Origin of the sequence: Chryseobacterium ginsengisoli, assembly GCF_039542325.1 — a bacterium.
GTDB lineage: Bacteria > Bacteroidota > Bacteroidia > Flavobacteriales > Weeksellaceae > Chryseobacterium > Chryseobacterium ginsengisoli.
Genome location: NZ_BAABHX010000009.1, coordinates 76,282 through 99,479 on the forward strand (window position 1 = coordinate 76,282; position 23,198 = coordinate 99,479).

Annotated in this window: 26 protein-coding genes and 1 riboswitch; of the genes, 10 read left to right on the plus strand and 16 right to left on the minus strand. The window is 32.3% G+C overall.

The window, feature by feature from the left end; genetic code table 11:
* Positions 1-158: 158 nt before the first annotated feature.
* Positions 159-1,403 carry a DNA (cytosine-5-)-methyltransferase gene (dcm, locus tag ABD940_RS20595; RefSeq protein WP_345208042.1) on the plus strand — a complete coding sequence of 415 codons (1,245 nt, stop codon included), beginning with the start codon at positions 159-161 and terminating at the stop codon, positions 1,401-1,403.
* Here dcm and ABD940_RS20600 read toward each other — a convergent pair.
* The 13 genes from ABD940_RS20600 to ABD940_RS20660 all read right to left on the minus strand — a co-directional run bounded on the left by ABD940_RS20600 (position 1,382) and on the right by ABD940_RS20660 (position 11,230).
* The gene (locus ABD940_RS20600; RefSeq protein WP_345208044.1) at positions 1,382-2,107 is read right to left on the minus strand and encodes a PmeII family type II restriction endonuclease; all 726 of its coding nucleotides are present in this window, start codon (positions 2,105-2,107) and stop codon (positions 1,382-1,384) included. The two genes, dcm and ABD940_RS20600, sit on opposite strands and share 22 nt — an antisense overlap.
* Positions 2,108-2,199: 92 nt before the next feature.
* On the minus strand, positions 2,200-4,515 hold the full coding sequence (metE, locus tag ABD940_RS20605; protein WP_345208046.1) for a 5-methyltetrahydropteroyltriglutamate--homocysteine S-methyltransferase: 2,316 nt from the start codon (positions 4,513-4,515) through the stop codon (positions 2,200-2,202).
* Positions 4,516-4,872: 357 nt separating this feature from the next.
* Positions 4,873-5,057: riboswitch (cobalamin riboswitch) on the minus strand.
* Positions 5,058-5,119: 62 nt separating this feature from the next.
* Positions 5,120-5,542, minus strand: coding sequence for a hypothetical protein (locus ABD940_RS20610; RefSeq protein ID WP_345208048.1), 423 nt, complete (start codon positions 5,540-5,542; stop codon positions 5,120-5,122).
* A 10-nt stretch (positions 5,543-5,552) separates the two neighbouring features.
* Positions 5,553-5,930 (minus strand): VOC family protein, encoded by a 378-nt coding sequence (locus tag ABD940_RS20615; RefSeq protein ID WP_345208050.1) that lies wholly within the window; start codon positions 5,928-5,930, stop codon positions 5,553-5,555.
* Positions 5,931-5,934: 4 nt separating this feature from the next.
* Positions 5,935-6,381, minus strand: a complete 447-nt coding sequence (locus ABD940_RS20620; protein WP_345208052.1) for a hypothetical protein — start codon at positions 6,379-6,381, stop codon at positions 5,935-5,937.
* Between the two features lie 222 nt (positions 6,382-6,603).
* On the minus strand, positions 6,604-7,245 hold the full coding sequence (locus ABD940_RS20625) for a DUF2306 domain-containing protein (protein WP_345208054.1): 642 nt from the start codon (positions 7,243-7,245) through the stop codon (positions 6,604-6,606).
* A 4-nt stretch (positions 7,246-7,249) separates the two neighbouring features.
* The gene (locus ABD940_RS20630) at positions 7,250-7,720 is read right to left on the minus strand and encodes a hypothetical protein (RefSeq protein WP_345208056.1); all 471 of its coding nucleotides are present in this window, start codon (positions 7,718-7,720) and stop codon (positions 7,250-7,252) included.
* A complete protein-coding gene (locus tag ABD940_RS20635; protein ID WP_345208058.1) occupies positions 7,720-8,124 on the minus strand; it encodes a hypothetical protein in 405 nt (134 codons plus the stop codon). Before ABD940_RS20635 ends, ABD940_RS20630 begins: the two co-directional genes overlap by 1 nt.
* 17 nt (positions 8,125-8,141) lie before the next feature.
* Positions 8,142-8,720 (minus strand): hypothetical protein, encoded by a 579-nt coding sequence (locus ABD940_RS20640; protein WP_345208060.1) that lies wholly within the window; start codon positions 8,718-8,720, stop codon positions 8,142-8,144.
* An 18-nt stretch (positions 8,721-8,738) separates the two neighbouring features.
* Positions 8,739-9,320, minus strand: coding sequence for a GDP-mannose pyrophosphatase NudK (gene nudK / locus ABD940_RS20645; RefSeq protein WP_345208062.1), 582 nt, complete (start codon positions 9,318-9,320; stop codon positions 8,739-8,741).
* A gap of 30 nt (positions 9,321-9,350) precedes the next feature.
* Positions 9,351-10,256, minus strand: a complete 906-nt coding sequence (locus tag ABD940_RS20650) for a TIGR01777 family oxidoreductase (protein ID WP_345208064.1) — start codon at positions 10,254-10,256, stop codon at positions 9,351-9,353.
* Between the two features lie 21 nt (positions 10,257-10,277).
* Positions 10,278-10,622 (minus strand): hypothetical protein, encoded by a 345-nt coding sequence (locus tag ABD940_RS20655; RefSeq protein WP_345208066.1) that lies wholly within the window; start codon positions 10,620-10,622, stop codon positions 10,278-10,280.
* Between the two features lie 5 nt (positions 10,623-10,627).
* On the minus strand, positions 10,628-11,230 hold the full coding sequence (locus tag ABD940_RS20660; protein ID WP_345208068.1) for an HPP family protein: 603 nt from the start codon (positions 11,228-11,230) through the stop codon (positions 10,628-10,630).
* A gap of 281 nt (positions 11,231-11,511) precedes the next feature.
* On the opposite strand from ABD940_RS20660, the gene ABD940_RS20665 reads away from it, so the two are divergent.
* From ABD940_RS20665 to ABD940_RS20700, 8 genes are all read left to right on the plus strand, one after another.
* The gene (locus ABD940_RS20665; protein ID WP_047402266.1) at positions 11,512-11,844 is read left to right on the plus strand and encodes a single-stranded DNA-binding protein; all 333 of its coding nucleotides are present in this window, start codon (positions 11,512-11,514) and stop codon (positions 11,842-11,844) included.
* A gap of 16 nt (positions 11,845-11,860) precedes the next feature.
* Positions 11,861-12,313 (plus strand): HRDC domain-containing protein, encoded by a 453-nt coding sequence (locus ABD940_RS20670; RefSeq protein WP_345208070.1) that lies wholly within the window; start codon positions 11,861-11,863, stop codon positions 12,311-12,313.
* 159 nt (positions 12,314-12,472) lie between these two features.
* Positions 12,473-13,840, plus strand: a complete 1,368-nt coding sequence (gene hisS / locus ABD940_RS20675) for a histidine--tRNA ligase (RefSeq protein ID WP_345208072.1) — start codon at positions 12,473-12,475, stop codon at positions 13,838-13,840.
* Between the two features lie 187 nt (positions 13,841-14,027).
* A complete protein-coding gene (locus tag ABD940_RS20680; RefSeq protein WP_345208074.1) occupies positions 14,028-14,966 on the plus strand; it encodes a PH domain-containing protein in 939 nt (312 codons plus the stop codon).
* Between the two features lie 36 nt (positions 14,967-15,002).
* Complete coding sequence (locus ABD940_RS20685) at positions 15,003-15,836, plus strand: PH domain-containing protein (RefSeq protein ID WP_345208076.1); 834 nt, start codon at positions 15,003-15,005, stop codon at positions 15,834-15,836.
* A gap of 20 nt (positions 15,837-15,856) precedes the next feature.
* Positions 15,857-16,423 (plus strand): PH domain-containing protein, encoded by a 567-nt coding sequence (locus ABD940_RS20690; RefSeq protein WP_345208078.1) that lies wholly within the window; start codon positions 15,857-15,859, stop codon positions 16,421-16,423.
* The gene (locus ABD940_RS20695; RefSeq protein WP_345208080.1) at positions 16,420-17,157 is read left to right on the plus strand and encodes a hypothetical protein; all 738 of its coding nucleotides are present in this window, start codon (positions 16,420-16,422) and stop codon (positions 17,155-17,157) included. Before ABD940_RS20690 ends, ABD940_RS20695 begins: the two co-directional genes overlap by 4 nt.
* Before the next feature lie 197 nt (positions 17,158-17,354).
* Complete coding sequence (locus ABD940_RS20700; RefSeq protein ID WP_345208082.1) at positions 17,355-18,152, plus strand: class I SAM-dependent methyltransferase; 798 nt, start codon at positions 17,355-17,357, stop codon at positions 18,150-18,152.
* A gap of 50 nt (positions 18,153-18,202) precedes the next feature.
* Here the strand turns inward: ABD940_RS20700 and ABD940_RS20705 are convergent, their stop codons facing one another.
* The 3 genes from ABD940_RS20705 to ABD940_RS20715 form a co-directional block, all read right to left on the minus strand.
* A complete protein-coding gene (locus ABD940_RS20705; RefSeq protein ID WP_345208084.1) occupies positions 18,203-18,439 on the minus strand; it encodes a YtxH domain-containing protein in 237 nt (78 codons plus the stop codon).
* Positions 18,440-18,536: 97 nt separating this feature from the next.
* Complete coding sequence (locus tag ABD940_RS20710; protein ID WP_345208086.1) at positions 18,537-19,379, minus strand: isoaspartyl peptidase/L-asparaginase; 843 nt, start codon at positions 19,377-19,379, stop codon at positions 18,537-18,539.
* Between the two features lie 97 nt (positions 19,380-19,476).
* Positions 19,477-20,364: a cyanophycinase gene (locus tag ABD940_RS20715; RefSeq protein ID WP_345208272.1), complete on the minus strand. Its 888-nt coding sequence runs from the start codon at positions 20,362-20,364 to the stop codon at positions 19,477-19,479.
* A gap of 202 nt (positions 20,365-20,566) precedes the next feature.
* On the opposite strand from ABD940_RS20715, the gene cphA reads away from it, so the two are divergent.
* Positions 20,567-23,197, plus strand: coding sequence for a cyanophycin synthetase (cphA, locus tag ABD940_RS20720; protein ID WP_345208087.1), 2,631 nt, complete (start codon positions 20,567-20,569; stop codon positions 23,195-23,197).
* The last annotated feature ends 1 nt before the right edge of the window (position 23,198 follow it).

Here is a 23,198-nt window from a genome sequence, read left to right on the forward strand (position 1 = left end):
TGAGAAAATTGTAAGTTATTCAGTATTAATTTATTTGATATTTAGATTGCGAGTAATTGTGATGCGGTTTTAATTTATACTTTTTTTTCTTAATAATCATTATTGCAAATAGAGAAAATTTCAAATAAATTTGTAACCAATGTCTAATGTTGTCCAATATGGTTATTAAAGAGTTTTATACGATATCTGAAGCTGCTGAAATGTTAAATAAAAGTACAAAAACACTTAGGAGATGGGATGAAGAGGGTAAACTGGTTGCTGTGAGAGAACCAATGAGCAATTATCGTGTGTATCATAGAAATGATATAGAAAATTTATTTCCTGATTTCTTAGTTGATAATAACAAATCTACCGATAACTATGTTAAAGCTGAAAATAATTATAAAGTTTTAGAGCTTTTTGCAGGCGCAGGAGGGCTAGCTATAGGTCTTGAAAAGGCAGGATTAAAATGTGAAGCATTAAATGAAATAGATAAATTTGCTTGTCAAACTTTAAGAAAAAATAGACCACAATGGAACGTTCTTGAAGGGGATATTAAGAATTTCAGCTTTACAGAATATAGAAATGAAATAGATGTGGTAACTGGTGGATTTCCTTGTCAGGCTTTTAGCTACGCCGGGAAAAGATTAGGTTTAGAAGATGCAAGAGGAACTCTTTTTTATGAGTTTGCAAGAGCCGTTCAAGAAGTTAATCCTCCAATATGTATTGGCGAAAATGTAAAAGGGCTTCTGAGTCATGATAATGGGAATACTCTAAGAGGGATGATTTCTATCTTAGATGAAATTGGATATAATGTAGTCCCGGTAGAAATATTAAGAGCAATTGATTTTAAAGTTCCACAGAAAAGAGAACGTCTTATTTTGGTTGGTATTAGAAAAGATATTAATGTTAATTTTAATTATCCTAAACCTTATTCTAAAATTTATAATTTAAAAGATGCATTAAAAAAAGGAGAATTATTCGATTGTGATGTTCCTGTTTCAAATGGTGCAACTTATCCTAAAAGCAAAAAAGATGTTTTAGATTTAGTACCGCCAAAAGGATATTGGAGAGATTTACCTTTTGAAATTCAAAAAGAATATATGGGTGGAAGTTTTTATTTAGGAGGCGGAAAAACAGGAATGGCAAGAAGAATTGGTTGGGATGAACCTAGTTTAACATTGACTTGTAGTCCTGCTCAAAAGCAGACGGAAAGATGTCATCCAGATGAAACACGTCCTTTTACAGTTCGTGAATACGCCAGAATCCAAACATTTCCTGATGAGTGGGATTTTGCAGGCTCTATGGCTCAACAATATAAGCAAATAGGAAATGCAGTTCCTGTGAATTTAGGAAAGGAAGTTGGATATTCTATTATTAAATTTTTGAATTCTTATTATAATTATTTAAAACTAAAAAGTTGAGAACTAGCAATTTCCTCTGCTAGTTTTTCGACTCCTTGATTTATTAAATCTTGAGTATCAATATTTCCAATAAGTAAATGAAGTTCATCTACTAAACCTCCATAAAATTTAGGGAATCCTGTTACTCTATACCAAAATTCTTTTCCAACAATAACAGGATGTGTCTTATCAATAACCTTATAATGCATGCTTAGTTCATCTTGTTCTCCGTAAAGTACACCAACCATAAAATCAGTATTATTAATATTTTTAAAAGCTTTATTGGTTCGAGCGAGATTAATAGTATCTGTGAATTTTTTAATTAAAGGTTTAACATCTTCAGAATTGATAGTATTCGGACCAGATTTTAGTTGACACCATTTTCTTCGATTATCAATTTTATCAACAAACTCAATATCCATCCCTTTTATTAAAGAACCTTCAGCGATTTTTAAATCAACAAACATATTTTGAATTCTTGTACCGAATGAAGTATTGATTGAAGTGCCTAAAACTCTTGGATAAAATAATGCTTTTGCAACTCCAATTGCTGTGTAATTATTTTCTAAAACCTTAGATAAATATTTTACCACAATTGGATTTATATTGTAACTTTTTAATTTTGAATGAGTATTTAGAGATGCTTTAATATGGTTATCAAAAATATAAACTTTAAAATATTCTACTATTTCTTGAATTAATTCGTCTTGAGTTCTAGCTTGCATATTAAGTTATTAGTAATATTTCGTAAATATAAAGTTTATTTTAAATGAAAACAAAACAGGAGCCTTAAAGCTCCTGTAAAAATATTAATAAATTAAAATATCTCTAAAGTAAACTCCTTACTCATCTCCCGCGAAGCCTCCACCATCGCAATCAACGCCTTTTCTGTTTCATCCCAACGACGGGTTTTCAAGCCGCAATCAGGATTTACCCAAAGTTGCTGTGCAGGAATTACGGCTTGTGCTTTTTTCAGCAATTCCACCATTTCCTCTTTCGACGGAACTCTCGGAGAGTGAATATCATAAACTCCCGGTCCAATTTCATTCGGATATTTGAAGTCTGCAAAAGCATTCAACAATTCCATTTGACTTCTGGAGCATTCAATTGTAATCACATCGGCATCCATATCGGCGATATTTTGGATGATGTCATTAAATTCAGAATAACACATATGCGTATGAATCTGTGTCGCATCTTCCACACCGCTTGCCGAAATTCTAAAAGCTTCAACCGCCCATTTCAGATAATTTTGCCAGTCAGATTTTCTCAATGGAAGACCTTCACGAATCGCAGGCTCATCAATCTGAATAATTCTGATTCCTGCTTTTTCTAAATCATTCACTTCATCACGAATCGCTAGTGCAATTTGTTTGCAAGTCAATGAACGAGGCTGATCGTCACGTACAAAAGACCATTGAAGAATGGTCACAGGTCCCGTCAACATTCCTTTTGCCCATTTTTGAGTTAAAGATTGAGCATATTCCGACCAATAAACCGTCATCGGATTTGGTCTGTGAACGTCTCCAAAAATCACCGGAGGTTTCACGCAACGGCTTCCATAACTCTGAACCCAGCCATTTTGTGTAAATACAAATCCTGCCAATTGTTCCCCGAAATATTCTACCATATCGTTTCGTTCAAATTCTCCGTGAACCAATACATCGATCCCAATTTCTTCCTGCCAACGAATCGTTCTTTCAGTTTCTTGTTTCAGTAAAGTATCATATTTTTCGGCATTTAATTCACCTTTTTTGAATTTTGCTCTCCAATTTCTAACCTCTTTCGTCTGCGGAAACGAACCAATTGTCGTCGTTGGAAACAAAGGAAGTTGTAGAACATCTTGTTGCGTTTCTTTTCTAATATTGAATGGTGAATTTCTCTGTGCATCATCTTCAGTCGTCACATCAACACGGTTTTTTACATCCTGATTATGAATTAATGTGGATATTTTACGGTTTTCAATGGCTTTTTTATTTTCAGCTAAAGCCTGTAAAGCATTATAATCCGGATTTTCTGAAGCTAATTTTTTTAAATTAACAATTTCAGTTACTTTTTGTTTTGCAAAAGCCAGCCATTGTTTGATTTCAGGAGATAAAATATCTTCGTTTTTCTCGGAATCAAGGTCGAAAGGAGAGTGCAAGAACGAACAAGACGGAGCGATAAAAACTCTTTCCGAACCTAATGTATTCAAAGCTTTATTAATAAAAGCCAGAGACTGGCCGAAATCGTTTTTCCAGATATTTCTTCCATCAACGATTCCTAAAGAGAGACTTAACGTTTCAGGGATTGTATTTAAAACTTCATCTAATTGTTCAGGAGAACGAACCAAATCAATATGCAAAACATCGATCGGAAGGGAAGTTGATAATGAAAGATTGTCCTTTAAACCTTCGAAATAAGTTGCAACAATAAATTTAAGTTTCGGGAACTGTTTTCTGATTTCAGCATAAATAAACTGATAGGTTTCTTTCGCTTTTTCATTTAGATCTAAAGCTAAAAACGGCTCATCAAACTGAATATATTCCGCACCATGATTTTCAAGTTCTTTTAAAATCTGAATATAAACAGGAAGTAAATTTTGCGCTAAATCTAATTTATCAAAACCTTCTTCTTTCTCTTTTCCCAACAATAAATACGTCAGCAAACCGATAATCACAGGTTTTGCATTGATTCCTGCCTGTTTTGCGCTGATGAACTCTTTAATAATTTTATTGGAAAATAATTTAAACTCCTGATTTTTCTGAAATTCAGGGACAATGTAGTGATAATTGGTATCAAACCATTTAGTCATTTCCATCGCAGTGATATCTAAACCATCTTTTTGAAAACCTCTTGCCATCGCAAAATAAACATCCAGTTCAGGCTTTTTGAAGGCAATTTCCTGATAACGTTCCGGGATCGCTCCAACCGTCAAAGTCATATCCAAAACCTGATCGTAATACGAAAAATCGTTACACGGAATAAGGTCAATTCCTGCTTCCTGCTGCAGTTTCCAGTTGTTTTGAGTGATGGTTTTTCCGACTTCCAAAAGGTCGTATGCTTCGATTTTGCCTGTCCAATATTGCTCGCAGGCTTTTTTGAGTTCTCTGTTGCTACCAATTCGCGGATAGCCAAGAATGTGCGTTTGCATTTCTTAAAAACTTTTAAATTAAACAATGATTTTAAAAGCTCTTCAGATGCTTCGCAATGCCGTCGGAGAAAGAAATTTTGTGGATTAGAGTAGATACAGTGAGGACGTAATTTTCCTATTAATAATTTAAAATTTAACCATTAAGGGTATTTAAGCAGTTAAGATTCATTAAGGAAACATCAAAGATATTTACATAAGCCTAATGCTTAATAATTTGATATATCAAATTATCTTAAAGAATTTTTATTAAACTTAAGGCTCTCAAATTCTTATTATTAAAGATCAAGTTAAAATTTTAAACCAAAATACGTTCAAAAGTATCATCTGTCTGACCAAAAAACTCCAAACCGCGAGAGCATTGTCAATTCGGAACAGGCAGGTCTCCTGACTTGTAACAGCTTTTATCATCCTTCCCGTTTGCACAGTGGATATTCGTGGACAAAAACTTTTGGTATGTTACTTACAGTTGCGCGACAGCTCGTGATTCTCACACGATTCCCTATTAATCTACGTTATGTAAAACCTTTTCCGTTTGATGAAGTATGTAAAAGAACTGTTTTCGGAGCAAATGTAGGGATTATTTGTTTGAAATTTGGATTTTAAATTAAATAAATGCTACTCCTGTTGCCCAATCAATTTTATTTATAATGTTATAAATTTCATTGGGACACTTTTCACAAATTGTAATAAACCTAAAATTTTTTTCTTTAATTAAAGTGTCGAAAGTTGTAAGTTTTGTATTACAAACAGTGCAATTTCCATCTTTACTAATCATATTTATAGATTCCAGCTTATCAATTTCAATATTTAAATTATTTATAAGCGAAGATATTGTATGTAAGCTTTCTTTAAAATGGGCTTCTGAAAATTCCTCCAATAATAAAGCCTCAATTTTCATATCCTGAAACGTGATTTTTCTTTCTTCAAATGTTTCTAAAATATATTTTCTACAATATTCTTTTAACTGATTTGTAAATTTCGATGCTTTAAAAATGAATTCCGATTGCGGGTGGTTTATATCTATCATTATTTGATTTTTAATAATTACTCACTTCAATCAAATTCAAATCCGGATCTCTAAAATACACAGATTTTATTTTTCCCATCGCTCCGGTTCTGTCAACAATTCCTTCGATAATTTCTATATTTTTTAGTTTTAATTCCTCCAAAACTTCTTCAATATCTGTTTTCGCAATAAAACATAAATCTGCCGAACCTGAAGTCGGGTGTTCAGCTTTCGGTTCAAATTCCTTTCCTTTTTGATGAAGATTGATTTTCTGATTTCCGAAAGTTAATGCCTTTCTGTTGTCGCCGAAAGTTACAACCTCAAAACCTAAGATATTTGTATAAAATTCTACGGTTTTATCGATATCCGCAACAGTTAAAACAATGTGATCTAAATTTTTGATTTGCATAGCTTTATTTTATTTCACTGATATTATATTCATAAACTTGAAAATTATCCTTTCCAGTTTCTTTGCTTAAAATTAAAATTTCTCTCAGGTTTCCTTTAGCGTATTTAACTTCGAAAATATATCTCACAGCCATATTATCTGGAGCAAATTTTTCATCAATTAATTTTTTTCTTTGAAATGCTCCATATTTTTTTGACTTGGTATTTATCCATTCTTTAAATTCTGAATATGGAGTTTTCTGATAGAAACGGAAACTCATAAAATTGTCTAATTTAGATGCATCATCAATTCTTTTATAAAACTGATTGATTGTCTCCTCCAGAGTATATTTTACGGAACTTTTTGTTTTAAGAACTTTTCCATTACCATTGGTCAAAATAGTTTCAACTTTTTTCTGAGTATAAAAAATTGCTGAAATTAATAATAATGATGCTATAATAATTTTTTTCATTTGTTGATCATGTTAATTTTTAATAATAGATTTGGAAAAACAAAATCCATGGATACACTTTCTATATTTTTTATTGTTGTTTTGGCAATTCATCTTGCAATTGCTACTCTTTTGACAAGATATTTTCAAAAATTTACAAAAGGCAAAAAACTTGAATATCTTTATAATACGCTAATTTTTATAGCTTTCTTTATGTTGTGTCTTGGTATTTCTTTCTTTATTTTAGCTAATACTTTCACCCTTGAACGATAATTTCTGTTTCTTTCGAATAATGAAATAAGCAATTAGAAGATTGATAAACAACGAAATCCAAACAACGATTCCGTAAAATAAATGATAAGGCATATCTGTCTGATAAAAATTGTTTTTAATAATTCTGAAAGTTACTGCTGTTGTTGTAATACTATAACTCAGGATCATATATTTTTTGTGTTTTTCAACATTTCTTTTTTTAATGAATACGATAGCAGCAATCGTGAAGTAAATCCAAAGAAAATTCTGAACTAAAAATCCTGTAATTCCAATCAATCCACCATTTGAGAAGATAGAAAGGAGAAAACAAATAGGAAAATTAATGAAAAGAATATTGTAAGCATACACTTTTCCAATGATTCTGTGCAACTTTCGGTTCTCGGTTAAAAACTGATCCGAAAATTGTGTAATTCCTGTAAGAAGGCAAAACGGGATTGAAAAAATATGAATATAGAAAAATATTAACCAAATCTGATTGTTTACAACTTCCTGTTTGAACTTCAAAAAGCCAACATTCTTATCAAAAGAAGCATATTGTGAAATTGTATTCAGCATAATCATACTGAATAGAAATACGCCGAAAATGAAGAAAATATTGATTGTTTTTTTCAAAATATTATTGAATTTTAACAGGATTACTCCAAACAATTTTTATGTTCGGATCTTTAATTTGCTTTTCATATTCGTCAAAATAATTAGAATTATCCTGAATTTTTATTATTTTAAATCCAATTTTAAAATCTTCAGTTTTTGAAGCTCTTATCTTTAAAATAGTTAAATTATGAGTTTTTGATTGATTAGGATTTAAAATTAATCGGGCAGGGAAATTTTTATCACATTCAATCGGAGAAATTAATAAAGCTGAGTTACCTAAAACAAAATTGTCTGAATAACTGCAACTCATTATTGAATAAGATTTTACAGATTCAGAATTGTTGGTTAATTTAATTTGAATTTTTAATTCTTTACTATTATTAGTTGTTTTAATGGCATTTGCTGTAAGAATTAATTCTTGATTTTCTTTGTGTTTTTTATTACCACAGCTAATAAGAAGTATGAATAAAATTATTGAAAATATATTTTTCATCATTGAAAATTTTCGTCTCTTTCTTTTCTATTCTGATAATTATAAAATGCCTTATAGCTAGAAACTCCGAAATGATAAATTGCCGAAGAATAAATGAAGATCATCACAATAAACGGAGCTTTTGCTGTAAAAGAAATATTTATTGTAAATAAAGCGATGATTGCAATTAAAATTGTAATTGAAAGTAGAACCATCAATAAAATTCTTGCCCAGTTTTTCCCATCATAAACCATTACAAAAAGCCCTATCGTCAAAAGAAATCTGATAATTTGGATGACAAGTTGCTGAACATCAATTTCAGATTTTGAAGATTGGTTTACATATATTGAATATAAGCTGATCAACAACAAACTGGCAAAAGTTAATAAGGTTTTTTCTTTCCCTTCTTTCTCTAAATAATTCATGGTTTTAGTTATCGATTTTACTCCGTTTTCTGATAAATATACGTCAGTTTTGAATTTTTAATAAAATCCTGAACAGAAGTATCTTTTGTTGCATTTTTATCGGTAAGTTCAAAATAATAAACCATCAAATTTGGGAATTTTGGATCTTTGCAAACAACTTTAAATCTTTTTACTTTTTCATCCGAACTTAAAAATGATAATTCAGAAGCATTATTTAGCTTAATATTATTCACTTCAAAAGCATCTTTCCAGTTTTTTTGCAGTTTGGCAAACCTTTTCTGCGTTCTGTCACTGTCTTCGTTTTCGAATTTATCAACCTGAAACTGTGTTAAAAGCTGAGGATAAATTAATCCTTCTTTTAACAGTGTTTCTGTAATTTTATCAGCTTTATCATAAAAAATAATTTTATTATCAAATAATATCTGATTATCATTGAGCGTCATTTTTCCTGAGAATTTTTTATAATTTTTCTTTTTATAATCATTTTTAAAATGTTCAATCACGGCTTTATCTTTCGGGCTGGCTTTTTCAGTTTTTTGCCCAAAAGCAGAGACAGACAGAAATAAAGAAAGGCTTACTGTGTATATTAGTTTCATGATGTTTAGTTTAATTTTTTATAAAATATTTTTAATTCTTAAATACTGCAGCAACATAATCGTTTTTGCATCGTTAATTTCTCCGGAATCGATCATTTCCAATGTTTTATCAAATGAAAGTTCAAGAACCTCTATATTTTCGCCTTCTTCGTCCAAACCTCCGCCATCTGTAATTTTCATTTCCGTTGAATATTCCGCGATAAAAAAATGAAGAATTTCCGTTACAGAACCGGGCGACATATACGCTTCAAAGATTTTTTCAACTTTCGAAATTTTATAGCCTGTTTCTTCTTCCGTTTCTCTTTTGATGCACTCTTCAGGATTGTCATTATCTAATAATCCCGCACAAGCTTCGATCAACATTCCGCTCGGATTTCCATTAATGAAAGTTGGCAATCTGAATTGTCGGGTTAAAATTACCGTCTCAGAATTTTTGTTGTAAAGTAAAATGACGGCTCCGTTTCCCCTGTCATAAGCTTCACGGCTTTGTTGCTCAACAGTTCCGTCTTTTTTTTGAATATTGAAAGTTACCTTCTTCAAGGTATACCAGTTGTCTGATAATATTTCTGTTTTTTCAATATTTACGTTGATATCATTCATAGATTGTACAATCTTGATTAAATTTTTTATCTAACTTTTTAATAAATCTTCCAAAGCCCCCTTTAAATCAGGGAATTTAAACTCAAATCCTGCGTGTTGAATTTTTTCTGAAGAAGCTCTTGAACCTTCCAGCAAAGCACTTGCCAATTCTCCGAAAATTAATTTTAACACAAAACTCGGAACATTCGGCATGAATAAAGGCTTTTTTAAAACTTCTGCAATTTTTTCAGTTAAATTTTTATTGGTCGTATGTTCCGGTGAGGTGGCATTAAAAGCTCCATCCAATTCAGAATTTTTTAAAGCAAATTCGTAAATCGAGCAAATATCTTTAATGTGAATCCAAGGCATATATTGTTGTCCTGTGCCCAAAGGCGAACCAATTCCCATTTTTATGGTCGGAATCATCTTTTTCAATGCTCCGTCTTTTTCTGAAAGCACAACTGCTGTTCGGATTTTCACAACTCTTTCAGCTACATTTTGTTCCTTAAAATCATCTGCAACTCTTTCCCAAAGCACAACAACCTCACTTAAAAAGTCATTTCCCGGATCATCTTTTTCCGTAAAAATTTTCTCTGTTGTTTTTGTTCCGTAATAATTAATTCCTGATGCAGAAATGAAAGATTTTAACTTAATATTGTTTTTTTGTAAAGTTTTTAAAATCAGATTGGCAGAATCTACACGGCTTGAAATTAATTCTTTCTTCCGTTCATCTGTCCAACGTTTTTCAGAAATATTGGCTCCGGCTAAATGAATGACATGCGATATATTTTCAAAAGCTTTTTCATCAATTGTTCCAGTTTTAATATCCCATTCAAAATCATTGTCATTTTTCTTTTTTCGGGTTAAAAATCGTACGGAATATTCTTTTTCAAGCTTTTTTGATAATTCTTTGGCAACCAAACCATTGGCTCCGGTAATCAGGACAACTTCTTTCATATAATAATTTTGAGGTGTTGTTTATGCCTGATTTTTTACGATCAGAACAAAATCATCTTCTAAAAGTTTATAACCATAATCGTAGACAAATTTGTATTCCGAACCGTTTTTATAAACTTTAAGATTAGTAAAATATTCAAAATCAAAACCTAAGCCATCAAGCTTTGATTTGGCAATTTTTGTTTTACCGTCTGTATTTATTTCTACCAGGATTCTGTAATTTTTGCGAAGTTTATTATTTATGTTTCGCATCAGATTGCTGGAATCCTTGTTTTGTTTGTTATTAAAGGCGTTTCGGCAAGCATCGTTGCAGAATTTCTTGTCAGATCTTCCGATAATTTTTTCGCCACATTCGAGACAATTCATAATTTTTATTTTTTCATTTTGTGTATATGTTCGTGTTTTTTCTTGAGTAAATATTTGAACCTGTTATGATTCGGATAACTTCTGTTTGAGGTAATATTATTAAAAATCAAAGCAACAATCAATAAAATAATACATCCTGAAAGAACGGGAGAAAAGACATACCAAAATCCCAGCTCAGGAATTTTTCCTGTCGAACTGACCGCAATTAGTGCTGTTGCGCCACCGGGAGGATGTAAAGTCTTTGTGTATTGCATCAAAACGATTGAAAAGGCTACGGCTAAAGGTGCTGAAAGCCAGATAATATCCGGAACAATTTTATAAACTGTAACTCCTACCAATGCAGAAAGAACATGACCTCCAATCAGGTTTCTTGGTTGTGCCAACGGACTTTGGATTGCTCCATAAATTAAAACACTTGAAGCCCCGAAAGAACCGATCAGAAAGATATTTTCTGCTGCAGATAAAGTATGCGATTGTATGAAAGCGATAATTCCGATTCCGAAAAATGCTCCCAAAAACGACCAGAAATGTTCTTTATAATCAACCAGTGTTTCTTTATAGATCACATATTTTGAAACTCTGAATGTTCTTTTTATTGTCTTCTTCATATATGTTCAAATATACATAATTATCCGTTTGCAAACGACTATGACAGAATCAAATTAATTTTTTATCGGAATGCAGTTAGAAATATTTAAAATCATTAATGAAAGATGCTGTTTTTAATCATTTGATTACTAATTAATAAAACGTTTTCAAATGACTACAAACGAATTTAAATAGTTTGCAACCGACTCTGATTTTTGATTTCCACAACCTTTGCAACAGAGATTTGAGAAAATAGTGAGCATCTCTTATCTGAGTATTAATCTTAAAAAATTTAAAAGTTATGTCACTAAGAAATCAAGTAACACTTATCGGTCACACAGGTAAAGAAGTTGAAATGATCAGTTTTGAAAACGGAAATGTAAAAGCAAGTGTATCTTTGGCTACTTCTGACCATTACACCAATGCAAAAGGCGAGAAAGTAGAGGAAACACAATGGCACAATTTGGTTGCGTTCGGAAAAACTGCCGAAATTTTCCAAAAGTATGTTCCGAAAGGAAAAGAAATTGCCGTTGAAGGAAAATTGACGTACAGATCTTACGATGATAAAGATGGAGTAAAAAGATATATAACGGAAATTCGGGTAGATGAAATTCTACTTTTAGGAAGTAAATAAAACAAAAACTAAAATCATGAAAGTAAAAGTTTTTAAAATCAGATTGCCGCAGGAATTTCTTCATGAAGATCAGAAAATATTAGATGCCTTTCTGGAATCTCATGAAATTATAAAAGTGGAAACCGCTTTTGTGAATGATGAAAATTATTGGTCTGTAGTTTTATATTTTGATGAACTGAAAATTGTTCAGCAAATTGTAAAAGAGTCAAAATCAGCAAAATATTCTGTAGAAAATGATATGCTGAATTCTGACGAAGAGAAAATTCTTGAAGCTTTAAAATACTGGAGATCCGAAAAAGCAAAAGAACAGAATTTACCTTCCTATTTTATTGCAACCAACAAAGAACTGATGTCTGTAGCTAAATATAAACCTGCAAAGAAAGAAGAATTGCTTGATATTAAGGGTTTTGGAAAACACAAAATAGAAAATTACGGTGAAGAAATTCTGGAAATTTTAGAAAGCATCTGATTTTCCAATGATAGAGAAACACAAATGATTTAAATATTATCATTACAATGAAAGCTGGGAAATATCTTTTCTCCGGCTTTCTTGTTTAGCTTAAAAGTCCTTTCAATTCCTTATTTTTGCAATACTTATAAATATTAATCATCATTTATCTATTATAAAATGAAACCAGGTTTAGCAAAAGGGACGAGAGATTTTACAGCATTGGAAGTTGCAAGAAGAAGATTTATCATCAATATTTTACAGAAAAACTTCGAATTATTTGGATTCCAGCCATTGGAAACACCAAGTTTTGAAAATCTTTCGACTTTGACAGGAAAATACGGAGAGGAAGGAGATCGTTTGATTTTTAAGATCTTAAATTCAAGTATTAATGAAGCGAAAGAGGATAAAAAAAATACTATGTTGGCTGATTTTCAAAAAGCTTTAGACAAACCTTTTAGCTCAGAAAATCTAACAGATAAAGCCCTTCGTTACGACCTTACCGTACCTTTTGCAAGATTCGTGGCAATGAATCATAATCAATTAACTTTTCCTTTTAAACGTTATCAAATTCAGCCGGTTTGGAGAGCAGATCGTCCTCAGAAAGGAAGATTTAGAGAGTTTTATCAGTGTGATGCAGATGTTGTAGGAAGCGAAAGTCTTTTGCAGGAAGTGGATTTGGTTCAATTGTATTTAAAATCATTTGCGGAACTTGGAGTTTCTGTAACAATTCATATTAATAACAGAAAGATTCTTTCCGGTTTGGCTGATTATGCTGGAATTACAGATAAATTAATTGACTTCACAGTTGCTCTTGACAAATTAGACAAGATTGGAAAAGACGGTGTTGTAAAAGAATTACTGGAAAGAGGAATTGCTCAGGAATCGATAGATAAATTGGATTTCTTGTTCACTCAATCTAATGATGCCTTGGAAAATCTTCTTCAGTTAAAAGAAAAATTTGCAGGAAATGAAATTGGCTTGAAAGGTGTTGAAGAACTGGAAACTGTAATTACACAATCTTTAAATCTTGGTGTTGATATTCAGAATCTTGTTTTCGATATTACGTTGGCGAGAGGATTGGATTATTATACAGGAGCAATTTTCGAGGTGAAAGCTCATGAAGTTCAGATGGGATCAATCGGCGGCGGCGGAAGATATGACAATCTTACGGAAGTTTTCGGAGTAAAAAATATTCCGGGAATCGGGATTTCTTTCGGTCTTGACAGAATTTATCTGGTAATGGAAGAACTCGGACTTTTCCCTTCAGAAGCCACTTCAAAAGTTGAATATTTGTTTGCCAACTTTGGAGGAAACGAAACTTTGGAAGCTTTAAAATTGATCAGACAATTAAGAGATAAAGGAATTTCTGCAGAAATCTATCCAGAAGCGGCAAAGATTGGGAAGCAATTTACTTATGCAGAAAAGAAAGGAATCAAAAATCTTGTGTTTTTGGGTGAAGAAGAGATTAAAAACGGAAAAGTTACCTATAAAGATCTTGAAGCTGGAGAACAGAAAACGGTTTCTTTGGAGGAGTTTTTAGGATAAAATATATCTGTAAAAAAATAAAAGCATTATCGATAGATAGTGCTTTTTGCTAGAAATTAATCATTGTAATTTTAAAGACTGCAATGATTATCTCGAAATTAAATACAATTTTGTATTTTAGAATGTCATAAGCAAAGATCAATTTTATTATTGTGATAATTTTTTAAACTATTAAACATAAAACCAAATGAACAACATTTGTGGATTGTGCGGAACACCTTTAACGTCTATGGATACGCTTTTGGGCGAAAATAAATTGGCAGACGGTCATGTTTTGTGCAATAAGTGCTTTAATCAGGCGACCAACATTAATAAAGATGTTGTCAATAATCTTAGTCAGTTTTTCCTTCCTGAGATCAGAGGAATAATTCTTCAGGGGAAAATTGGGGAATTCGAAAATACTACAAGTTCACAACCTTCGGGTTTTCAGAATAATGAGGCTCCAAGTTTTGGGTTTGGAGGAACACCAACAAGACTCGATAATATTCAGGATCAAATCGTTGCTCTGAATGCAAGATTGAGTGTTTTCGTAAATGATGAGGTAAAAGAACTCGTAAATGTTTTAGATAACGATGAAAGACTGACCGCAATTGCAGAAGGTTTAACAATGCCCGGAAAGATTGAAGGTCTTATTTTTTCTACGCAGAAAAGAGTGGTTTTTATCGATAAAAAATTCTTCGGAAACGTACAGAAAGACGAATATCTTTACCAAAATATTTCTTCAGTAGATCATATTGAAAGCCTTTTGTTTTCTACTCTCAAGATATTTACTAAAAATGGCTCGATGGCAGAATTTAAACTTCATAATAAAAATGATGGAAAGACTTTCTGTAATGCTGTAAATGCTTATCTCAACGGTTCTGCAAAGCCATTTGTTCCACCTGTACAACAACAGCAGCAACAAATTCAGGCTTCGTCTTTCAATTTGTATAATTTGCCGACTTCGGAAATGCCATTTCAGCAAAGTGCTCCAAAGCCTGTTCAGCAAAACCCTGTCAATGTAAAAAAAGAATCTTCAGAAGTGATTTTTGAACAATTGGAAAAGCTTGGAAAGTTGAGAGAACTTGGTGTTTTAACAGAAGAAGAATTTGTAGAACAAAAGAAAAAACTGTTGGATAGACTTTAAAAATCTAATTAAAATCTCTTAATTTAAATATAAAACATGAATAATCGTTGTGGATTATGCGGAAATGAACTGACTTCGATAGATACGATGTTGGGTGAAAATCTACTTTCGGACGGAAATATTCTGTGTAATAAATGTCTGGAAAAAGCCAGTATTATTAATGAAGAACTACTTTCCGATCTGCATCAATTCAGCATAAAAGATATTGAAAATCTTGTACAAAATGGCGCAATAATTCAGGAAGATAAAACTGAGGAAAATACCGTTGAAAATTTACCAATCGTTATAAATTCTGAGCAAGGTTTATTGACTAAAGATCTTTATAAAAAAAGACTGAAAGAAATAAAACAACAGCTGGATCAGCTAAAAGCAAATCTTTCCATGTTTGCGAAAGGAGAGATCAAAGAGCTGCCAAATATTCTTGCTTTAGATGAAAAAATCCTGGCGATAACTGATGCTCAGTTTGTGAAAACTGCAGATGCGGGAATTTTGTTGGTAACTCCAAAAAGAATTATTTCTGTTTCAAAAGCGATGTTTTCTCTGGCAAAAGTTCACGAATATCTTAATGAAAATATTCTTGAGGTAAGCTTTGTGAAAAACTTTTTATCGCCAATCATTAAAATTCATACTACCGATAAAATTGTTGAGTTTGAATCTTTCTTTAATAAAGATTACGCTGAAGATTTTTACAATTTCATAAAAAAAATCTACAACAAGGAAGAACCTCAAAAGCAATCTGAAGAAGTAAAAACGGTTTCTTCTGAAGCGGTTTTCGAACAACTTGAGAAACTGGCTCAATTAAAAGAAAGTGGAATTTTAACCGAAGACGAATTTGCAGAACAAAAGAAAAGACTTTTAGAAAAACTGTAAATTCATGTTACTTTAAATAAATGACAAATACAGAAGCTTACAATCAACGACTTTTGGAAATAAAAAGACAAATTGGTAATATCGAAGTTCCGGTTTCTCCTTTTTTAATGAATGGGGAATTTAGTCGATTACCAGATGTTCTTGACAGTGATGAAAAAATTATTCATGCCGTAACAGGAAATTGGGAAGGTAGAAAACAGGGACTTTTAGTAGCAACAGATAAAAAGCTTATATTTTTAGCATATGGAATTTTTAATTCGTTTGAAGAAATTATCAATTACAGTGTCATAAATTCTATAAGTTGCAATCCTGGAGTGTTTTATGCAGATATTTCTATTTTTACTTCAGAAAAAAATATTCTCATAGAGAACGTTAACAACAAAAAAAATGCTCTAAGCTTTTGTAATAAAATGGATGAAATTCTTTCGGGTTCTAAGAAAGGAGAATCTAAACCCATTAATTCAAATCAAAACTCTGAACCTGATATTATGGATCAACTGAAAAAGCTTGGCGAACTTCGAGAAAAGGGAATTTTAACAGATCAGGAATTTACAGAACAAAAGAAAAAACTGTTAGATAAACTATGATAAAAGCAATAATTTTTAAAATGTTCAATGGAAGATGGTATTTTACATCTTTTATATCGCTAGTTTTCGGATTGTTTTGTTGGGTAGTGCTTCTTATTCTGCCAATCAGTAGCTTTACCTGGATTTTTTTCTCAGCACTTCCATTTATCCTAATCGCCATTAGTTTTATTCTGGGAATCTTAAGATTATTTAAAAAAGGTGAACTAAAAAATGGGCTTTTGCAATGTTTTTCGAGTTTTGTAATTTTTACTATTATTGGAGGATCATTTGCATATTGTCCTCCCAAAAGTCCTTACAAACCTTATAAAGGAGATATTAAAAATCCTAAGAATGCAAAGTTTTCAATGCCCTTAAAAATGACTGTCAATGAGGAAAAGCAATTAGTAGAAGTAATTAAACCCAATATACTTCTTTACGATTATTTGCAGCCGGGTTCTTATAAATATGAAGTTTTTCTTAATAAAATAGGCAAAGGAAAAGTCTATTTAAAAGTTTATGATTTCAATACAAACAGAATTCTTTCTGAAAAAGAAATTAAAAAAGAATCTCAAATTGAAGTCTTTAATTCTACGGATGAACTGAAAGAATTCAATCTTAAAGGTAGTTTTAATGTTGAAGAAGGAGATTGGGGCGATTATTACGGGAGCAGAATAGAAGTTTGGTTTCAGCCTGAAGATAAAAACCAGCCTGAAAAGAAATTAATGATGAAAAATTATGTTATTCAGGGATGGTAGAATTTTTACTTAACAATGTTACTTTTAATTGATTTTTTTAGAAAGTTATTCGTTTTATTGTCATTCTCTAAGAATCTAGACTTATTTTTAGAGATTGAATTGTAAAAATTAACTTAGATTCCTACGAAATGACAAAAATGTATATATGTTCTTATGATTTGAAATTTCGTTAAATTGTAACCAAAATAAAAAAACCAATGGAAAATTATTTAGAAATCAACAAAAACTCCTGGAACGCCAAAGTAGAGCCACATCTGAAATCAGATTTTTACTTTGTTGATGAATTTTTAAAAGGAAGGACGTCATTAAACTCAATTGAACTCGAACTTTTAGGAGATATAAAAGATAAAACTATTCTTCATCTGCAGTGCCATTTTGGTCAGGATTCTATTTCTTTATCGAGAATGGGAGCGAAAGTTACTGGAATCGATTTGTCTGATAAAGCCATTGAAACGGCAAAAGATTTGGCTCAAAAGAATGGAACAGATACAGAATTCATTTGTACTGATCTCTATAATCTTCCCAATGTTTTAGATCAAAAATTTGATATTGTTTTTACAAGTTACGGAACGATTGGCTGGCTTCCGGATCTTAATAAATGGGCAAAAATTATTAATCATTTTCTAAAGCCCAACGGGAAATTTATCATGGCAGAATTTCATCCTGTTGTTTGGATGTTTGATGATGATTTTGAAGGCGTAAAATACAATTATTTCAATGAAAAGCCAATTGTAGAAACTTATGAAGGAACTTACGCAGATCAATCTGCAGATATCGTTCAGGATTACGTGATGTGGAATCATTCTTTGGCAGATGTTCTACAAAATTTAATTGAAAATCATATAGAGATAGAAAAATTTAAAGAATTCGATTGGTCGCCATATCCATGTTTCAGACATGTAGAAGAATTCGAAAAAGGGAAGTGGAGAATTCCGCAGTTCGGAAACAAAATTCCGTTGGTTTTTGCTATCGAAGCACAAAAAAAGTCATCGTAGTTTTGAATTACGATGACTTTCTGTATATATGAATGTTAAATAAACTAGTCTTATCCTACAGTTTCCTGTGCTTTATTTTTTACTTCATCTACTTTATCCTGAACTTGGGAAGCAACATTATTTGCCTTATCCTTAAGATCATTTCCCCATTTATTCAGATTATCTTTTGCATTATTGATTTTATCTTTTACAGCTTGTTTTTCTTCATCAGATGAATTTTTGTATTTCCAGTATGCTAATGCGCCTAAACCTACTAATGCCAATAAACCTTTTGTCTTATTTCCCATGATTTCTATTTTTTAATGTTAATATTAAAGTTTAATGTTAGTTATCATGTAAAATGTGTGCCAAAAAAATAATTAAAATGATAAAATATTGTTAAAATTAATTGAAGACTTCAAAATTCTCACCGTCAAAACTTGCGAAAACCATTTTTGGATAAGAATCCTGATGATAAATATTTCCGTCTTTGTCAATGGCAATCGCACCTGCAAAGCCGTCGATTGTTTTTAATTCTTCAAAAGTTTTTGTAAAAGCATTTTCTAAAGTCATTCCGTCGGTAACTCTTGTGACAATTTTTGTTGCCGTAGCATTGCTTACAATATCTTCTCCAACTCCGGTACAGCTTACTGCGCAGAAAGAATTGGCGTAATTTCCTGCAACTGTCGCAGAATCTGAAATTCTTCCCGGAATTTCAAAACCTTTTCCTCCGGTAGAAGTGGCAACAGCTAATTTTCCGTCTTTATCAATAGCGACGCAACCGACAGTTCCTTTTCCGCCGTTATTCAGTTTAGCTTCGTATTCCTTCCTTCTTTGCGGAATTTCAGTTGAAAAATCTTCAAAACCGTTTTCATTAGCATAGATTTTTGCTCCGTTTCCACCTAAAACTCTGTCATCTTCAGTAATTAGATCTTTAGCAACAAAAATCGGATTTTTTACGTTTTGAATATTAATAACACCACTCAATTTCTGAGTTTCACCATTCATAATGGCTGCACTCATCCTGATTACGCCGTCGCTTTGGATTTGTGAACCGATTCCTGCATTATACAAAGGATCATCCTCCAAAAGAGAAACTGCATACGCAACAGCATCAAATGCAGAATGTGACTGTAAATATTCGAATGCCTTTTGAGCAATATTTTTTAAAGATTCCTGTTTGGCAGTTTTTATTTCGTGGCTTTGATCGCTTTCTGAGAAAAATCCGCCGTGGATAATTAATTTCATGCTTACTATAATTGATTGTTGATAAATAATAATTGATCTTTATGAAGTTAATTATAAATTTTAAATCATTGATTAATTATCATCCATCATTTATAATTTATTTATCTTGTGGAATTGGATTAAACTGAGAATTTTCGATCGTTAAAGTTTTTGTCGTCAAATCATAATGATCATTCATCGACATTACATGAACTGTTAAATTATCAATAGAAATAGGTTCTCCAAGATTGATATTCGTAAGATTGGTATCTTTAATAAACCTTCCGTCAACCAAAATTACTAGTCCAGAACCAACGGCAGTCATCACATCATTATGAATAAAAAGTCCGGTATCTTCTCCTAAACCGATTCCCAACGTTCTCGGATTGTTTACAACAGCCTGAAAAAGTCTTCCGATTCTTCCTCTCTGTACGAAATGCGTATCGATAATTACATTATCAATCAATCCTAAACCTTGAGTAGTTTTAATTTCACCCTTCAAAAGAGATTCCGAACTACTTCCTTGATAGATCATATTTTCAGATGCAGCTGCAGCTCCTGCAGAAGTTCCGGAATAGACGAAATCCTGCTCCTGATATTTTAATAAAATCGTATCGTGAAATCTTGTTCCTCCAAGAATTGAGGTTAGTCTCAGCTGATCTCCACCTGTAAACATAACGACGTCTGCTGCGTTTGCTCTTGCGACAATAGCATCAGAATTGGCTTCTTCACGGTTGTGAATATCAAGTATATTTACGTTTCTGGCACCTAAAAATTCAAATGCTTTTTTATATTCTGAACCTACAATCTGCGGTATTTGAGAGGCTGTCGTAATAATTTCAATAACAGAATCTTCCTTAAGTTTAGATTCGTTAATGATCTTTCGAAGAATGCCTCTTTCAAAAAAGTTTAGGTTTTTTTCTATATTCTGGTCAAAATCGGTTTCAGCAAAACTACCTTTGTTTACAGCACCTCCGATAACAATTAATTTTCCAACTGGTTTCATCATAGACTGCAAATTTAAAAAATAATTAACATTTGACGAAATTCCTACCACATTTTAATTGACTGTGAGTATTTTAGAATTGTTGATAAAATTTCTTTATTTTTTAATAAATGTTGAACTGTGGTATAGTTTCGTTTAGGGTTTTGCATTATCTTTGATTTTAAATGAAGTTATTGTTAACTATTAAAAATGCAAATAGACTATGAAAATTGAGAAGATACAGGCATTGCGTGGCCCAAACATTTGGAGCATCAGAAGAAAGAAGCTGATACAGATGAGGTTGGATCTTGAAGAAATGGAAAATTTCCCTACCAATAAGATCGATGGTTTCAGAGAAAGGATAGAAAGACTCATTCCTTCTTTATACACTCATAGATGTTCTGAAGGTGTAGAAGGCGGTTTTTTTCACCGTGTGGAAACAGGAACATGGATGGGACACGTCATCGAACATATCGCTTTGGAAATTCAAACCTTAGCCGGAATGGATACTGGTTTTGGACGAACACGCGAAACCAAAACTCCCGGAATTTATAATGTTGTTTTTGATTATATTGAAGAAAATGCAGGAATTTACGCTGCTGAAGAAGCCGTAAAAATTGGACAATCATTAATTGACGGAACAGATTATGATATAAATGCCTGTGTCCACAGATTAAAAGAAATCAGAGAAAGAGTACGTCTTGGTCCTTCTACGGGAAGTATCGTGGAAGAAGCGGTTTCCAGAAGAATTCCGTGGATTCGTTTGGGTACAAATTCTTTGGTACAGCTTGGTTATGGGGTTAATCAACAGAGATTTCAGGCTACAATTACAGGTAAAACAAGTTCAATTGCTGTTGATATTGCATGTAATAAAGAATTAACGAAAAGAATGCTTCATGATGCTGCAATCCCTGTTCCCATAGGAGATTTGATCGTTGATGAAGAAGGCCTGAACAGCGTAATCAGAAAAATAAATTATCCTGTCGTTATCAAACCTTTGGATGGAAATCACGGAAAAGGTTCATCAATTAATGTGAACGATTGGGAAGCTGCAAAAATAGGTCTTGAACATGCTCAGAAATACTCAAGAAAAGTAATTGTTGAAAAATATATTACGGGTTATGATTTCAGAGTTTTGGTGATTAATAATAAAATGGTTGCTGCTGCGAGAAGAGTTCCTGCTCACGTTGTAGGAGACGGGGAACATAATCTTCAGCAATTAATTGAGAAAGAAAATAAAGATCCGAGAAGAGGCTATGGTCATGAAAATGTCTTAACTGAAATTGAAGTAGATAAAGACACGACAGAACTTCTTGAAAAACTTCATTATACGCTTGAAACCGTTCCTCATAAGGGAGAAATTGTTTATCTTAAATCAACAGCAAACCTTTCTACAGGGGGAACTTCGATTGATGTTACAGATATGGTTCATCCGGAAAATATCACAATGGCAGAAAGAATTTCAAAAATCATCGGTCTTGATGTTTGCGGAATTGATATTATGGCTGAAAATCTTACTCAACCTTTGAAAGAAAGCGGTGGAGCTATTATTGAAGTGAATGCAGCTCCCGGTTTCAGAATGCATTTGGCTCCGAGTGAAGGACTTCCAAGAAACGTTGCTGCTCCGGTTGTAGATATGTTGTATCCTCAAGGGAAACCTTTTACAATTCCGATTATTGCTGTTACCGGAACAAACGGAAAAACAACGACAACAAGATTGATTTCTCATATCGTTAAAAGTAATGGATACAGAGTTGGTTTCACCACTTCTGACGGAATTTACATCCAAAATACAATGCTGACAAAAGGAGATACAACGGGACCTCTTTCAGCGGAATTTATATTAAAAGATCCAACTGTAGAATTTGCCGTTTTGGAGACAGCAAGAGGCGGAATTTTACGTTCAGGATTAGGGTTTTCTCAATGTGATATCGGGGTTTTGACCAATATTAAAGAAGATCATTTAGGATTAAATGATATTCACAATTTAAAAGACCTTACTAAAGTAAAAAGGGTAGTTCTTGACAGTGTAAAAAAGAACGGATGGAGCGTTATGAATGCTGATGACGAGTATTCTATGCGAATTGTCAATGACCTTCATTGTAATGTGGCGATTTTCAGTATGGATGAAAATAATAAGCACATCAAGAAATTCGCGAAAGAAGGAAAAGTTACCTGCGTTTATGAGGAAGGTTTTGTAACTATTAAAAAAGGTGACTGGAAGATAAGAATCGGTAAAGCAAAAGATTTCCCGATCACAATGGAAGGTAAAGCAAAATTCATGATTGAAAATGTTTTGGCGGCGAGTTTGGCAAGTTATCTTCAAGGTTTTGGAATTGAAGATATTTCAAATTCATTGAGAACTTTTCTTCCAAGTGCACAACTTACTCCGGGAAGACTGAATGTTTTTAAATTTAAAAATTTTAAAGTTTTAATTGATTTTGCCCACAATCCTTCAGGATATGAAGCAATTGAAGATTATCTTAAAAATGTAGAGTCTACAAAGAAAATCGGTATTATTTCAGGTGTTGGAGACAGAAGAGATAATGATATCAGAGAATGTGGAAAAATCGCCGGAAGAATGTTCGATCATATTATTATCCGAAACGAAAAACATCTTCGTGGAAGAACTGAAGAAGAGATCAACGGATTGATTATCGAAGGAATGCAGAATTCCGGAAGAGATGTAAGCTATGAAACGATTCCTAAAGAAATTGATGCCCTGAAACACGCAATGGGAATGGCTGAAGAAGGGACTTTTATCACAGCGTTAAGTGATGTTATTTCTAATGCTATTGATCTCGTTCAGGAATATCAGGCGAGAGAATTGCTTGAGGATGATAAGATTCAATAAT